General features: G+C 58.9%; 14 protein-coding genes. 13 read left to right on the plus strand and 1 reads right to left on the minus strand.

The features are described 5' to 3' along the window. The 8 genes from ACWI8T_RS00005 to efp all read left to right on the plus strand — a co-directional run. A partial coding sequence (locus ACWI8T_RS00005) for an alanine--tRNA ligase-related protein (RefSeq protein WP_449137476.1) occupies positions 1 to 1,178 on the plus strand: 1,178 nt, incomplete at its 5' end. 393 nt (positions 1,179 to 1,571) lie between these two features. Next, positions 1,572 to 1,982: a Holliday junction resolvase RuvX gene (gene ruvX / locus ACWI8T_RS00010; RefSeq protein WP_123219837.1), complete on the plus strand. Its 411-nt coding sequence runs from the start codon at positions 1,572 to 1,574 to the stop codon at positions 1,980 to 1,982. A 43-nt stretch (positions 1,983 to 2,025) separates the two neighbouring features. Continuing rightward, positions 2,026 to 3,204, plus strand: coding sequence for an endolytic transglycosylase MltG (gene mltG, locus ACWI8T_RS00015; protein ID WP_449137477.1), 1,179 nt, complete (start codon positions 2,026 to 2,028; stop codon positions 3,202 to 3,204). A gap of 224 nt (positions 3,205 to 3,428) precedes the next feature. Continuing rightward, on the plus strand, positions 3,429 to 3,923 hold the full coding sequence (locus ACWI8T_RS00020; RefSeq protein WP_449137478.1) for a YqeG family HAD IIIA-type phosphatase: 495 nt from the start codon (positions 3,429 to 3,431) through the stop codon (positions 3,921 to 3,923). A 142-nt stretch (positions 3,924 to 4,065) separates the two neighbouring features. Beyond that, positions 4,066 to 5,202 (plus strand): chorismate synthase, encoded by a 1,137-nt coding sequence (gene aroC, locus ACWI8T_RS00025; RefSeq protein ID WP_449137479.1) that lies wholly within the window; start codon positions 4,066 to 4,068, stop codon positions 5,200 to 5,202. A gap of 5 nt (positions 5,203 to 5,207) precedes the next feature. Beyond that, positions 5,208 to 6,074, plus strand: coding sequence for a shikimate kinase (locus tag ACWI8T_RS00030; RefSeq protein WP_449137480.1), 867 nt, complete (start codon positions 5,208 to 5,210; stop codon positions 6,072 to 6,074). Between the two features lie 25 nt (positions 6,075 to 6,099). Continuing rightward, positions 6,100 to 7,230, plus strand: coding sequence for a M24 family metallopeptidase (locus ACWI8T_RS00035; protein ID WP_302853564.1), 1,131 nt, complete (start codon positions 6,100 to 6,102; stop codon positions 7,228 to 7,230). 28 nt (positions 7,231 to 7,258) lie between these two features. Next, entirely contained in the window at positions 7,259 to 7,822 is a 564-nt protein-coding gene (gene efp, locus ACWI8T_RS00040; protein ID WP_114614796.1) for an elongation factor P, read from the plus strand. A gap of 242 nt (positions 7,823 to 8,064) precedes the next feature. On the opposite strand, the gene ACWI8T_RS00045 is transcribed toward efp, so the two are convergent. Next, the gene (locus ACWI8T_RS00045; RefSeq protein WP_418860728.1) at positions 8,065 to 9,378 is read right to left on the minus strand and encodes an SPFH domain-containing protein; all 1,314 of its coding nucleotides are present in this window, start codon (positions 9,376 to 9,378) and stop codon (positions 8,065 to 8,067) included. 211 nt (positions 9,379 to 9,589) lie between these two features. On the opposite strand from ACWI8T_RS00045, the gene ACWI8T_RS00050 reads away from it, so the two are divergent. From ACWI8T_RS00050 to ACWI8T_RS00070, 5 genes are all read left to right on the plus strand, one after another. Further along, on the plus strand, positions 9,590 to 11,344 hold the full coding sequence (locus tag ACWI8T_RS00050; protein ID WP_449137481.1) for a hypothetical protein: 1,755 nt from the start codon (positions 9,590 to 9,592) through the stop codon (positions 11,342 to 11,344). Then, on the plus strand, positions 11,344 to 12,825 hold the full coding sequence (locus ACWI8T_RS00055) for a sensor histidine kinase (RefSeq protein ID WP_449137482.1): 1,482 nt from the start codon (positions 11,344 to 11,346) through the stop codon (positions 12,823 to 12,825). The genes ACWI8T_RS00050 and ACWI8T_RS00055 overlap by 1 nt, the downstream gene beginning before the upstream one ends. Then, positions 12,822 to 13,457, plus strand: coding sequence for a response regulator transcription factor (locus ACWI8T_RS00060; RefSeq protein WP_114614800.1), 636 nt, complete (start codon positions 12,822 to 12,824; stop codon positions 13,455 to 13,457). The genes ACWI8T_RS00055 and ACWI8T_RS00060 overlap by 4 nt, the downstream gene beginning before the upstream one ends. Positions 13,458 to 13,692: 235 nt before the next feature. Next, positions 13,693 to 14,427 (plus strand): DUF4428 domain-containing protein, encoded by a 735-nt coding sequence (locus ACWI8T_RS00065; RefSeq protein WP_449137483.1) that lies wholly within the window; start codon positions 13,693 to 13,695, stop codon positions 14,425 to 14,427. A gap of 37 nt (positions 14,428 to 14,464) precedes the next feature. Further along, positions 14,465 to 14,875 carry a hypothetical protein gene (locus ACWI8T_RS00070; RefSeq protein ID WP_303051096.1) on the plus strand — a complete coding sequence of 137 codons (411 nt, stop codon included), beginning with the start codon at positions 14,465 to 14,467 and terminating at the stop codon, positions 14,873 to 14,875. Positions 14,876 to 14,990 lie beyond the last annotated feature (115 nt).

The raw sequence follows: 14,990 nt of genomic DNA on the forward strand, positions 1-14,990 counted from the left end.
CTGCGGGCGATACCGCCGAAATTGTGCTAGGCCTGACTCCGTTCTATGCCGAAATGGGCGGCGAAGTGGGCGACACCGGCGTTATCGAGGGCGAAGGCTTCAAGGCTGAAGTCGTCGATACGAAGGCCCCCGAAAAGGGCCTTACCTGCCACAACGTGAAAGTCGTCGAAGGCGAGCTTCATGTGGGCGACACCGTTCGTGCAGTTGTCGACGAGCTTCGCCGCAAGCGCATTTCGCGCAACCATACCTGCACGCATTTGCTCCATGCAGCGCTGCGCCAGGTTCTGGGCGACCATGTGAAGCAGGCTGGCAGCTACGTCGGGCCCGATCGCCTGCGTTTCGACTTCACCCACTTCGAAGGCGTAACGCCCGAGCAGTTGGCCGAGGTCGAGCGCGTCGCAAACGAGCAAATCATGAACGCCGTTCCCATGAGCACGTATGAGACTTCGCTCGATGCTGCTCGCGAGTCGGGCGTCACGGCTCTATTTGGCGAGAAATACGGCGATACCGTGCGCGTCGTTGAGGCCGGCGAGTTCTCGCGCGAGCTGTGCGGCGGCTGCCACGTTGCCAACACCGCCGAGATTGGCTTCGTGAAAATCGTGTCTGAGAGCAGTGTCGGCGCAAATCTGCGTCGTATCGAGGCTGTGACGAGCTTCGATGCTTTGGCCTACATGAACAAGGTCGAGGAAGAGCTCAAGGAAACTGCAGCTGAGCTGCGCGTCCCCTTGTTCGACGTTTCCGAGCGTACGGCGGCGAACATCGCCACCATCAAAGATTTCGAGGCCAAGCGTAAGGCCAACAAGAAGATGGCGGCCGAGGGAAGCATCGCCGAGCATCTCGAGAATATGGTGAACGTGGGCTATCCGCTCATTGTCGCCCATATCGACGGCTTGGATGCCGGCGGTCTGCGCAACGCGTGGGATATTCTGCGCGGCCGCATGCCCGAGCCTGGCGCGTGCGTTATTGGTACTATCAATAACGGCAAGCCCGTGCTCATGGCTGCCGCGACCGATGAAGCCGTTGCCGCCGGCTTTAACGCCGGCAACGTGATCAAGGCTATCGCGGGCAACATCAAGGGCGGTGGCGGCGGCAAGCCGACCATGGCTCAGGCTGGCGGCAAAGATGCAGCCGGTATTGATGCCGCGCTCGACGCCGCGCGCGAGCTTCTTGCAAAATAGTTTGAAGAAAGCCCCGTTCGCGGGGCTTTTTCGTAAGTTGGTCACGCCTGCCCGCCTTCGCCCTCGGCCGCCGAAGCCTCACGCAGCCACGGCTCGCTACCGTTCGCTTCGCTCACTACGCGCTCGCCTGGCTTCGTTTAACTTTTTAAATAAAGGGCAAATTTGAACTCAGACGGCTGCGTGCGGCTTCGGCGGCCGAGGGCGAAGGCTGCTTGCGTTCTTGCGTATTTTCAGGACGTGCCTTGACGGCACTGCCCTCGCTATGGCGGGCGCGCTTCCGATAGATTCCGCACGAGCCGAACAGCACTTAATGTGCTGTTCGTGCGAGCCAGGACTTGACCGAAGCGGAAGCGCGCCCGTCATAGCGAGGGCGGCGGCAAAGAAAGGACATATATGCGTACATTGGCGCTTGATATCGGCGAGGTCCGCGTTGGTCTCGCGGTTTCCGACTCGGCGGGCAAAATCGCCACGCCCCTTAAGGTGCTCCCTGCCGATGTGGTGCTCAACCACGGCGCTGAATTCCGTCGCATTGTTGAGGATTGGGAAATCGAACAGCTGGTGAGCGGTCTTCCTATGACCATGGCCGGCGAAGAGGGGCCGCAGGCGGCATCGATTCGCGAGAAAGCGCAAAAAATCGCGAAGGCGTGCGGCTTGCCGTTGTTTTTTTGTGATGAACGCCTGAGTTCTCGCGAGGCAAAGCGTATTTTGCGAGAAGAAGGTTTGGATGAACGCGCCATGCGCGGTAAAGTAGACATGATTGCTGCCAGCTTGTTCTTGCAGGTCTGGCTTGATTCTCAGGTGTAAAGACGCGTCTCGCGCGTTGCGCGAGTTAAGGGAGAAAAACAGTATGCCCCGTAGACAGGTTACGTACTCGAACCACCCCAACCATCGTGCGCGTATGGTGCACGCTCAGGGCGAGCGCCAATTCCGCACCTACGATACGTCGCATATTCGTCCGCGCAAGAGCAAAGGCCCCGTCATTGTCGGCATTGTGCTCGCCATTGTTGTGGTGCTTGCTCTGGTATTCGGCGTTTCCGCCGCCTTGAAAAGTTGTTCAGGCGATAACGTCGATGGGTCTGCCGTCGTGGTTCAATCGACTGTTTCCGCAACCATTCCCGACGGCTCTTCCGCAAACGATACCGCTTCTATTCTGCAGAGCGCGGGCGTGGTTCCCGACTCCAAGGCGTTTTTGTCGCGCGCCAAAACGATGGGGCTTGATAGCAAATTCCAGGCTGGTACCTACACGTTTTCGAGCGGCATGACGCTCGACGACGTGGTGAAGGCGGTTGCTTCGGGCGATTTCGGCACTGTTGCAATGGCTATCCCCGAAGGCTATAAACTCTCTGATATTGCTGCGGCGGTCGATGCGGCCACGGGCGGCAGGGTGAGTGCCGATGAATTCACCAACGCCGCTTCCGATGCGAGCGTGTACGCTTCCGACTACGATTTCTTGGCCGATGCGGGCACGAATTCGCTCGAGGGTTTCCTGTTCCCGAAGACCTATTCGGTAAGCGAGACCGATACGGCTGACTCGCTTATTCGCGCCATGCTCAACCAGTTCCGTACCGAGACCGCGGGTTTGGATTGGTCGTATGCGCAAAGCCGCGGCCTTTCGATCTACGATGCGGTGAACCTTGCGTCAATCGTCGAGAAGGAATCGAGCGGTGACGAGCAGATTCGCGCGCAGGTTGCCGCCGTGTTCTACAATCGCCTGTCTTCGAGCAACAGCGAGACGAATGGGTATCTGCAATCGGACGCCACGACTGCTTACGAGGTCGGCCATGACCCGTCTGCCCAAGAGGTGCAGGCCGCAACGCCGTATTCCACGTATTCCAATCCCGGCTTGCCCCCGACGCCCATTTGCTCACCGAGCCTTGATTGTTTGCAGGCCGTGTGCGCTCCCGCAAGCGATTACGACGGTTATTACTACTTCATTTTCTGGAACGACGATTCCGGAAAGCTGCAGTATCAATTCAGCCGCACGTATGAAGAGCATCAGCAGGCAATCGCCGAGCATCTTCAGTAAACGAAGCTTCGCCCTCTATGGGCGTTGATTCGAGAAGCGGGCCGACATCGCGTTCGATGCCGGCCCTGATTGTCTTTTTGGGCGCAGCGTGGTGCATTTTGACGATTGGGCGTTTGACTCGCTGGGCGAGCCGGCTTCTGGCGCTCGCAGCGGCCTTTTCTGGTATGGTGAACGCAAAATATGCGCCCAGTTTTTCGCCACCTATTGATTGACGAGGGGATTCAATGCCGTTTACTCCTGATAGATTCTTTACGCGCGTGACGCAAATCGATATTGAGCGCGATATCGTGTCCTGTGGCGTGAAATGCGTGCTCATCGATTTGGACAACACGCTTCTGCCGCGCGATACCCATCAGGTTCCCGACGACATTCGCGCATGGCTCAAGGCGCTTTCGGCCGCGGGCGTTCGCGTGTGCATTCTCACCAACAATTGGCACCATGGCGCGCATGAGTGGGCGCAGCGTTTGGGGCTGCCCATTGTGTCGCACGCGATTAAGCCGCTGCCGTTTGCGTATGCTCTTGCGCTGCGTAAGATGGGCGCGCGTTGCCGCGAGACCTTGTGCATTGGCGATCAGCTCATAACCGATGTGTGGGGTGGGCATTTCATGCACATGCCGGTGTATATGGTCGAGCCGCTCGTTTCGGTTGATCTGAAGCACACGTTGCTTTTGCGCCATGTGGAAGCGCTGTTCATGAAGAATATGCACCCAGAGAAATAATGCATCGATGGCCGCCGCAAGGTGGCCATTTTTACCATATGCGCGATGTTTTCGCGCCAAATTCCGCTGCGCTAAAGTGTCTCTCTGTCACGTGCTAGAATCTTTTGCGAAAGATGAGATACGTTGCACGTTGGGAGCAACCATGAAGTACATGACCGCAGGGGAGTTGCGTGGCGCAAGCTTGGTTGCCATTGTTGACGACGTTCCGGCCGGCCTGCGCCTTCAGGCTGCTTCAATCCAAGCCGATTTGGACCGATGGTCGCACGGTTGCTCATGTGGCGAGCGACGTGAGGTCGATTGCGCCGCGATTCTTTCGGGCGTTTCAGCGGATGGCCGCACAACGGGTTCGCCTTTGTCGCTCGTTGTCGACAATGCGGCATATCGAGCGTCTCTTGAAGACGAAGCGCCTGGCCAAGCCGCCGTTCCACGTCCTGGTTCGGCTGATTTGGCGGGTCTTTTGGCGACCGATGCCAATGATTGCCGATCCATCGTCGAGGGCTCTTCGGCACGTTCGCAGGCTGCGCTTATCGCCGCATCGGCGGTGGCGCGTGAATTCTTGGCCGAATTCGGCGTTGAAATCCAATCCTACGTCACGCGTATTGGCGCGGCTGCCATGCGCGAGCAGCCAATCGATTTCGAGACCCTGCGCTATACCCCTCTTGAAATCGAGTCTTCTCCCGTCCGTTGTCCATCGGCGCAAGCTTCTCGAGCCATGGAAGAAGAAATCGCTGCGGCGTGCGCGGTGGGCGACACGCTTGGCGGCGAGGTCGCCGTGGCGATACACGGCGTTGCTCCCGCCTTGGGGTCGTATCGCGGCGGCGGCATGATGGCCCGCCTGTCGAAGGCGGCTTTTTCTGCTCGCGACGTGGTAAGCGTGTCGTTCGGCTCGGCGTGCGACATGATGCGCCGCCGCGGTTCTGCCGTATACGATTCGGCTGTGCTTGGCGCGCATGGCTTTGCTCATACCACGAACATGTTGGGAGGCATCGAAGGCGGTCTTACTACGGGAGCGTCTGTTGTCATGCGCGTGGGCGTGGCTCCGAGCGCTTCTCTTCGCGCGCCCCAAAAGAGCATCGATCTTGAGACGCTTTCCGATGCTGAAAGCTCTTCCGCCGCATACTCGCCTTGTTTGGTGGGCGGCGTTGCGGTGGCGATTGAAGCGGAAATCGCGTTTGCGTTGGCGAGTGCGTATCAAGAACGCTTTGGTGGAGTGGCGATGTCCGATATCCATTCGTCATACGATGCCTATATGCGTCGTTTGAGACTCGCGGCTCGGTGACGTTTGTGGGTACGCTAAAGAAAAATGTCTTCCTGGTGGGCTTCATGGGCGTGGGCAAAACCACGGTTGCCCGCCGCATGGCGCGCGACATGGGCGTGGCCTGTGTCGATGTGGACGCCTTCCTTGAGCGAAAACACGGCAAGTCGGCGGCGGAGCTGTTTGGCGAACTTGGCGAAGATGCGCTGCGTGAACTCGAGTACGAAGCCCTTGTCGAATGCGCGAATATGGGGCCTTCTCTTATCTCGTGTGGCGAAGGCATCGTTGCTTACGATAAGAGCCGAGAGCTTCTGAAGCGCCGCGGGTTCGCCGTGATGCTCGAATCGAGCGAGGCGACTTCTTTGGGGCGCATTCATAATCTGAGCACGCGCCCGCTGCTTGCGCACGATTGCGACATTGAGGGCCTTTGGGAGCAGCGCAAGCCTCTTTACGAGGAGGTTGCGCGCGCGAAGATTAATGTGCAGGGCCGTTCTACGGGCTCGGTTGCGGGCTTTGTAGCGAAGGTGCTCGCGCGTGCGGGCGTCTATACGCCCGATTCCGAAGATGCCGTCGCGAAGAAAATCGAGGCCGACTCCCTTAAGCGCCATAAAAAACATCGGCATTCGAAGAGCGGAAGGCCACGTTCGGCGGCGGAGCGCTCAAATGCTTCGCACAAGGGCCAAAAGGCTGCAAGAGCTTCCAGGGAAAACGTAGCCTCGTCAAAGAAACACGTTGCGCATGCGCCCGCGAGCGGGCAAGGCGCGGCAGAAAAGAAGCAGAATGGTTCTGGTGCGCCTAAGCACCGTCGCCGGCGAGGAAGCCGCGGGCGAGGCAAGATGCGCGCCTCGAACAATCGGCAAAATGACCAGCGCGGCGCGACGCCGCCCGCCAATTAAATCAAGAAAGGGAGAAAGCCCCAAAATGGCGAACTCAAGGCTTGAACGCATGCGCGAGAACATGTCGGCATGCGGCATCGACGATTTTTATTGCCGCGATATTTCCAATGTGCAATGGCTCACTGAATTTGAAGGCGTCTTTGACGACGAACCGGCTCATTTGGCGTTTGTGACGCCGAAGAAGGCCTTCGTGCATACCGATTCCCGCTATGCCGATGCATGCGATCGCGCATCGCGGCATACGCCGTGGATCGTTGACGCATGCGGCGGCGCCCATGCTGCCTGGGTTGCGAGGAAATTCGCGGCATTCCATGCGGTAGCGGGCACACCCGAGGGCGAAAACGTATGCGCCATGGGCATCGAGGACTCGATTGAGCTGCGCGAATTCCGCGAGCTCGAACGGGCATTTAGCGAGGCGAAGTGGAAGCCTCGCTTTGCCGAGACCGATGGTTTCGTGAAAAAGATGCGCGCAGTGAAAGATGAGCGCGAGCTTTCGGCCATGCGCGCCGCTCAGGCCATCACCGATGCGGCGTTCGAGCACATCGTTGAGTTTATGAGCGAAGGCATGACCGAGCTTGAGGTGAAGCGCGAGCTCGAGGAAACCATGCGCCGCCTCGGCGCTGAGGGCTTGGCGTTCGATTCTATCGTCGCGAGCGGCCCGAATGGCGCCGCCCCGCATAGCATTGCGGGCGAGCGCCGTTTGCAGGCGGGCGACATGGTGGTCATGGATTTCGGCGCGCGCAAGGGTGGCTATTGCTCCGATATGACACGTACCGTGTGCGTCGGCGAGGCCACGCCGCTCGCGCGCGAGGTGTTCGCTGCCGTGCGCGAAGCGAACGAAGCCGTGGAGGCCATGATTCGTCCAGGTCGTACGGGCGCGGCCATGCATCATTTGGCCGAAGACGTGCTCGCCCATAATGGCTTCGCGGGCAAGATGGGTCACGGCCTAGGCCATGGCGTGGGCATCGATATTCATGAGCTCCCCGTGCTTTCGCCGCGCAATGAAACTCCGCTCGAGGTTGGCAATGTCGTCACGGTCGAGCCTGGCGTGTATTTGCCTGGCGAAATTGGCTGTCGCTTGGAAGATTTTGGCGTCGTCACCGAAGACGGTTTTGAAGTCTTCACTAAATCGACGCATGAACTGGTTATAATCTGATAGTTTCATTAAAAAGGAAGGATTCTCGATGGCAACTGTTTCTACTGCCGACTTCAAGAACGGCATGTGCATCGTCTATAACGGCAAAATGTGCATCATTACCGAATTCCAGCATGTTAAGCCTGGCAAGGGCGGCGCGTTCGTTCGCATGAAGATGCGCGACATCAAAACCGGTCGCGTGCTTTCCGATACCGTCAACTCCGGTGTGAAGTTCGACACCGTTCGTCTTGAGCAGCGCGAAATGCAGTATCTCTACAACGACGGTTCCGATTTCTACTTCATGGATCCCGTGAGCTTCGACCAGATTTCCCTGCCCGCCGACCACGTGGGCGACACCGCTCAGTGGCTCAAGGAAAACGACACCGCCACGCTCGAGTACGCCGATGGCGAGCTGCTTGGCGTCGAGCCCAAGATGTTCGTTGAGCTCGAAGTCACCGAAACCGAGCCCGGCTTCAAGGGCGACACCGTTCAGGGTTCCACCAAGCCCGCGACGCTCGAGACGGGCGCCGAGGTGAAGGTCCCCATGTTCGTTGAGGTTGGCGACGTGCTGCAGATCGACACGCGCGACGGTCGTTTCATCAAGCGTATGTAATCGCGAAAGCGCCGTTCTAGCGAACGGCGTTTTTTCATGTGGGGCGTCCTGACGCTGCGCGGCAATCTAACGGCCAGTTTGGCCTTCGATTGTGGCTCGCGTACCGAGCAAAGCGCTCTTCTCAATTCGTATAAAGAAGGCTCGCAACCGTGCTAGTTGCGAGCCTTTTGTTTTGTCGTTCTTGCAGGTGACATCAAATAAAAACGGCCGCGACCCCGCATGGGTCGCAGCCGTTGGGTGCGCTACGGTCGCTTGGACCCGCAGTTTCCGCAGAAGTTGCCGGTGTTCTGCATGCCGCATGAGCATGTCCAGGGGCCGGTCGGCGCGGGCTTCGGCGAGCCGCAATTGCCGCAGAACTTGCCGGTGTTCTGAACGCCGCACGAACACGTCCACGTATCTCCTGCAGGCGCGGGGGCAGGAGCAGGAGTAGGAGCGGGGGCGGCGCCAACGCCCATCGCGGCGCCGGGCGTTTGCGCTTGAGGCTGGGCGAACCCGCCGCCAGGCGCGGTTGCATACTGGTTCTGCGGAGGCACATTGCCCGCGCCCATGCCATAGAGGCCCTGCGGGTTCATGCCGCCCACGGCGTTCGCCATGCCCATGCCCATGAAGCCCATCATGGCTCCGTTTTCGTTGCTCGCAGCCATGCGCATCGCGTCGGCCTGCGATGCTGCCAGGTTCGCGGCCGCCATGCTGGGATCGCGCATAACCGCGGCCTTCTGCAGCTCTTTGATCATCGCCTCGTCTTCGGGCGACGCGGCAATGGAATTCACGCCGAACGACGCGACCTGAATGCCGCGCAAATCGGTCCATTCCTGGGAAAGCACCTCGTTGAGGGCTTTCGCCACATCGGTGGTGTGCGCGGGCACCGCAGAATAGCGAACGCCCATAGCCGAAATTTTCGCGAATGCGGGCTGAAGCGCCGTGAGTAGCTCGCTTTTCAGCTGCGAGTCGATCTTGTCGCGCGTGTAAGGCTCCTCGACGTTGCCGCACACGTTCTTGTAGAACATGAGCGGGTCGACGATCTTGTACGAGTATTCGCCGTTGCAGCGAACCGAGATGTCGACGTCTAAGCCGATGTTGTTGTCGACGACGCGGAAGGGCACGGGCGAGGCGGTGCCATATTTGTTGCCCATGATTTCCTTCGTGTTGAAGAAGTATACGCGCTGGTCTTTGCCCGTGTCGCCGCCGAACGTGAAGCGGGTGCCCACGCGCTCAAACGACGCCATGAGCCTATCGCCGAGGCTCGCTTCGCCGAAGAACAGGCTGGGTTCGGTCGACTTGTCGAAAACGAACTCGCCCGCTTCTCCGCACGCTTCGACGATCGCGCCCTGCTCGACGATTATCATGAACTGGCCTTCATTGACCGCGATGATCGAACCGTCGGAAATGATGTTGCTTTCGCCTCGCGTGTTCGAGCTGCGGCCCTTGTCGCTCGTGCGCTTCTGGCCCTTCGCCACCAACGTGTTGGCGTCAAGCGCGTCGCAGTAGAAATACTCACGCCACGAATCGGCGAGCACGCCGCCTGCGGCGCCGATGCCGGCTTTCAACAAACCCATGGTTCTTCCTTTCTCGAGGTCGGGAAATCGAAGCGTTTTGCGCGGTTGCGTGTGCGATAGGGCACCCTGCGCGCTGCGTCTCGTTATGCCTGAAGAATCTCTCAAAACGCCGCGTCACGACATGCCCAGTCGGCCCAAATCGCGAGGGCAACATGAGCCAGTCGACCCAAAACGAAAAAGCGCGAGCGTTTATACTGGAGCTATGCTGCGCATGGCCAACATATCGAAGCGGAAGGTGCTCGTTATCGCGGGCGTAGTTGCGTGCGTTTTTGCGTGTGCGATTGTCGCGCTGCTCGAGTTCGATTCGCTTGGGCGGCCGACCCCGTCGGGCCCGTCGAAGGGACCATCGGCTACCGCCGGCTACATGATCGCGCTCGGCCCCCTTTCTGCGGCATGGGGCTTCTCGATGTATATTCGATGCTCCGATGCGAAAATCCGCCGCTGGCTCGTGGGCGTGGCGGCTCTTGTCGCATTCTGGATGCTTGTCGTGTTGCTGAAATACCCAATTCGCGGCGATTTGGCTACCGCCCTGCTGTGGTATTGCTACTACATTCCCATGACGGCGATCCCAACGTTGTGCGTGCTGTGCGCGATGCGCGCCGCCTCGCTCGATGAAGTGGCTTGGGTGCGTTGCGTGCGGCGCGTTATCGTGGCGATATCGGCGTTCGCCGTGTTCGCCGTGCTTACGAACAACGTGCACCATTTCATATTCGCCTTTGATTTCGCCGACCCCGATTGGGGTGGCAACTATCGCTACGCTTTTGGCTACTACGTGCTCGTGGCCTGGTATATCGTGCTGTTCGTAATATTTTTCGCCACGCTGCTCCTTTCTGCGCGCAGAAGCCTTCGCAGTATGCTTTTCCCTATTGGCGTTATCGTGGGCGTTGGTGTTGTTTACGGTGTAATGTTTACGCTCCGCCATGTTGCGACGCTGACGTCGAACGTCGCGCTTACCTATTGCATTTTGGCCATGGTGGCCATAGAACTCACGCTCGATTTGGGCTTCTTCCCGTCGTATGCGTGGTATACCCTGGCGTTTTCCAAGCTGCCCTTCGATTTGAAGGTGCTCGAGGCAAATGGCGATACGGTTTTCCAAACCGAAATGGCGCAGCCTATGCCCCAAGCTGCGGCGGACACCCTGAAAACGGCGGATAAGGGGCTCGGCGAGTCGTGGGCGTTTCGCACGACAGGGGCGCCGCATACGTTGTTCAAGGTTTACCCCGTGAGCGGCGGCCGTGCTGTTTTGGCCGAAGACGTCGCGGCGATCGATGAGCGCCGCGAGGCGCTTGCTGCAACGCAGGAGCGCTTGCGGCGCAGCAATGCCGTGCTTGAGCGCGAGGCCGAGGTGCAGCACGAGATGTGGCGATTGCGCAGCGAGCGCGAGCTGTTCGTCGAAATCGAGAAGTCCCTCGAAAGTAAAACGCGCCGTATCCAGATGCTGCTCGATAGCCTTCCCGACTCCAATGACCCAGATTCCATTGCGCGTCGCCGCGAAATGCTTGTTGAGGTCAAGCTGCTCGTCGCCTACTGCAAGCGTAAGGGTGCGCTCGTTCTTGCCGAGAAAAGCGACCCCGAATTCAATCGCGAGCGATTGCAGCTTGTGTTCAACGAAACGGCGGCCGATTTGCGCTCGATCGGCGTTGAATGCGCGGCGCTCGTGCAAACCAATACTCCTCTGCCGGCTTCGGTAGTAAGCGTGCTCTATGATTGCCTGTACGATTTCGCGACCGTCGCGAACGCGGCCAGCGATGCCGTACTCATGCTGTTCGTCCAGCAAGATGAGCGGCGCGTCCAGCTGCGCGCAATGCTCGACTCGAGCGATGCTGAAAGCGAGCGCATGGCTGCCACGTTTGACGAACTGCGTGCCAGCCTCGAAAAGCATAGGGTTGAATATTCCATCGAGACCGATTCTTCGTCGGCGTCGCTTGTCGCGTATGTCCCCCTTTCGACGAAAGGGGGCAAATAATGGGCGTTCTTTCGCATATGCCCCTCGTTGTGCTGCTCGCGCTCCTGTCGGTGTTTTTCCTTGCCGCTTTCACGCAAGCGGTGCATGCATTGTTTATCGCTACGCGGCGTGAAGTGTCGCCTGCCAGGGTGATTTTCGCCTACGAGATGCTGATCGACGTGCATCTCGTGCTCGCCTGCTGCACGGCGAATTCGGCTTCGCGAGGGTTCGTCGTTTTGCTGGCGCAGTTTCGTCCCTATGCGTTTCCGCTCGACGCGCTTTTGTGGGTGAACCTCGCGATAGCTGCGTTCGGCTTGGCTCTCGCGATTGCGAAGCGCAGGCCTGTTATGACGTTGGAAATCGTTCTTATCGCGTTGTGCACGCCGCCCATTATTTCCCTTTTGGGCGACAATTGCGTGTACCTCTTCATTCTCGACGCCGCGTTTTTCCTCTTCCGAACGAGCGCCGGCCTCGTGCTCGATATTCGCCATGTATCCGATTCGATCACGCAGCTTTCGCTCATCGGCGCGCTCGATAATTTGCCTGAAGGCTTGGTGTGGGCGAATGGAAATGGCCGCATCCAGTACATGAACGATGCCATGCGCGCCGATTTGGCTTCGCTCGGCTTCGCTACCGATCTTTCCGAGACGAGTGGTTTATGGGCCGACCTTGGCGATATGGCGCGCGAAAAGAGTGGCAAGGTGCTGCCCGAGGGCATTCGACTCGAGGTTTCGCCGGATAAAACATGCCTGTTTATGCGCGACAAGGTGAGCTTGCGTGGTGTGAGGTGCCGCCGTTTGGTCGCTGTCGACGTGACGGGTGAGGAGGCCTTGAACAGAGAGCTTGAAGAGGCGAATGGCCTGCTTCGAATGGCGAACGATGAGCTGCGCGAATCGCTTGCGCATGTGCAAAGCGTCGCTCAGGACGAGGCCATTGTTCGCATGAAAGCACGCGTGCACGATACCATTGGCCAGAGGCTCTCTATTCTGCATCGCTTCCTTGAGGCGGAAAATCCCACGCCTGAAGCGTTGGGCGAGGTAAAGCGCCTCGCTGGCAGCATTGTCGACGATTTGTCTGAACCGGAAACGCCCGATCGCGCATCGCAGCTCGATTCCATCGTGGGCGCCTTCGCGCTCATCGGCATTGAGGTATGCGTGAAGGGCTCGTTGCCGGAAGACGATGATGCCGCGAGCGTTTTCGTGAATATCGTGCGAGAGGCTGCCACTAACGCGGCGAAGCATGCTCAGGCAAAGCATGTGGACGTGAATATTTCCCGCATTGGCAATGTGACGTTGCTGCGCGTCGTGAACGACGGCATGCCCGCGCCGGCGAATTTGCGCATGGGTTGCGGCATTCCTGGCATGCGTCGCGCGGCGGAAGCCATCGGCGGCACGTTCGACGTTTCCTCAAATGATCCGTTCACTATCGAGGTTCACCTGGAGCGCCCCGAAAGCGCGCATGCGCCAAGCGTTCGCGCCGTCTACGAGAAGGAGTTGTCATGATCAGGCTCATGATTGTCGAGGACCAAGCCATGTTGCGCGATTCGCTCGCGTGCACCATAAATACGCAAAGCGATATGGAAGTGGTTGCTTCGCTGGGCGACGCCGCCGAAGCCCTGGAGGCCCTTGAACGCAGCGGCGCGACTTGCGCGCTGCTCGATGTGTGCACCGAAAACGACTCGAGCGGCATCGTCGCGGCGCGCAAGATCAAGGAAGCGCACCCCGAGGTGAAAGTCGTGATCATGACGGGCATGCCCGAAATCACGTTCGTTGAGCAGGCGCGCACGGCGGGCGTTGACAGCTTCGTCTATAAAAATGTAGGTACCACCGAGCTTTTGGGCATCATTCGCTCAACGGTCGAGGGGTATTCCACTTTTCCCTTGGCGCAGCAAAGCATTTTCTCCGACGCGGCGCAGCTCACCGATACCGAGCTTGCGATTTTGCGTTTGGTGTGCGAAACGAAGACGCGCAAGGAAATTGCCACTGAGTTGTATTTGAGCGAGGGAACCGTGAAGCGCCATATTTCCGAGATTCTCGCCAAAACCGGATACGACAACATCTTGCGCCTTGCGGTGCATGCCGTATCGACGGGCCTCATCGTTCCGAGCATGACGAAGGGCGCCAATGGGGAATAGCCGCCACGGCACTTGAGAAATACCTGTTCAACTGCATGTTCTTCGCGTTCGGTTCCGCAATGTGCCGAAGCGGGCGCGCGTCCATCGCATAATTGACCCAACCTTAGAGACAAACGTCCATGCCCCGCCGCCTTCCTTGGGCCGCGGGGCACTTCTTTCTGCGTGCGATGCGGGGCATCATGAAATCAGAAAGAACGACATTGAATCTGCCAACACGAGTGATGGGAGGCTTCCGATGGGACTTTTCGGAAAGATGTTCGAGAAGAAGAACTGCGACATCTGCGGCGGCGAGATTGGCCTTTTGGGCAACAAGAAGCTTGAAGACGGCAACCTTTGCAAGGAATGCGCGTCGAAGCTTTCGCCGCGGTTTTCTGATCGCCGCCGCTCTACGGTCGATCAGATTCGCGAGCAGCTCGACTGGCGCGAGGCCAACCAGCAGCGCGTTGCGCAGTTCAACCCTACGCGCACGCTTGGCAACGACATGAAGGTGATTCTCGACGAGGATGCCGGCCGCTTCATCGTGACGCGCAGCTCGCGCTGGCGCGAGGCGAACCCCGACGTGCTCGATTTTTCGCAGGTCACCGGCTGCGATACCGAGATTCGTGAGTCGCGTACCGAGCTGCATTGGAAAGATTCCGACGGCGAAGAGCACGATTACGATCCGCCGCGTTACGACGTCGATTACGACATGTATCTCACCATCCACGTGAATGTGCCGTATTACGACAGCATTACGTTCAAGGTGAACGGGTCGCGTATCGAGGAGCGCAATTCGGTCGAATATCGCGAGGCCGAGCGACAGGCGAACGAAATTCGAGCCGCGCTCACCGAGCTTCGCGAGACCACGCGCGAAGCCGCCGCTGCCGCTTCGGCTCCCAAGGTTGCACGCACGTGCCCCTTCTGCGGGGCCACCACCACGCCGGATGCTTCTGGGCGCTGCGAATACTGTGGCGGCGCCATGGGTGCATAAGCTACAAGGGGAGGAACCCAAGAAAGGAAGTGGAACAATGAAACGTACCACGAAAATCGCAATCGCAATTGCCGCCGTATTCGCGCTGTGCCTGGGCCTTGTTGGCTGCGGTGGCGGTGATGGCGCCGACTACACCAAGAACTTCACGGGCGATTGGAAACTTTCCGGCATGACCGAAAATGGCGAGGCGATGAGCGAAGACGACATCGCGTTCATGGAGAGCTTCGGTATGACGGTGACCCTCACGCTCAATGAAGACGGCACCGGTTCGCTCGTCATGTTCGACGAGGCTATGGACGTTTCTTGGGAGCCGAAGAGCGCGACTGAGCTCGATGTGACCATCGACGGCGATACCACGACCGGCAAGCTTGCTGACGACACCATCACGCTGGAAGCGGGCGGTGACGCTATGTCCTTCGTACGCGTCGAGGCTGATGCGGGCAAATAGCCGATTGTGCAACGCCAATTGAATATCGAATCGAAGGAGCTTGTGGCCGAATGGCCGCAAGCTCCTTTCGTTTTGCTTGGACTCATATTGCAGCTGGCTCGTTTTTCGGTAGGCG

Source organism: Slackia sp., from assembly GCF_977041755.1.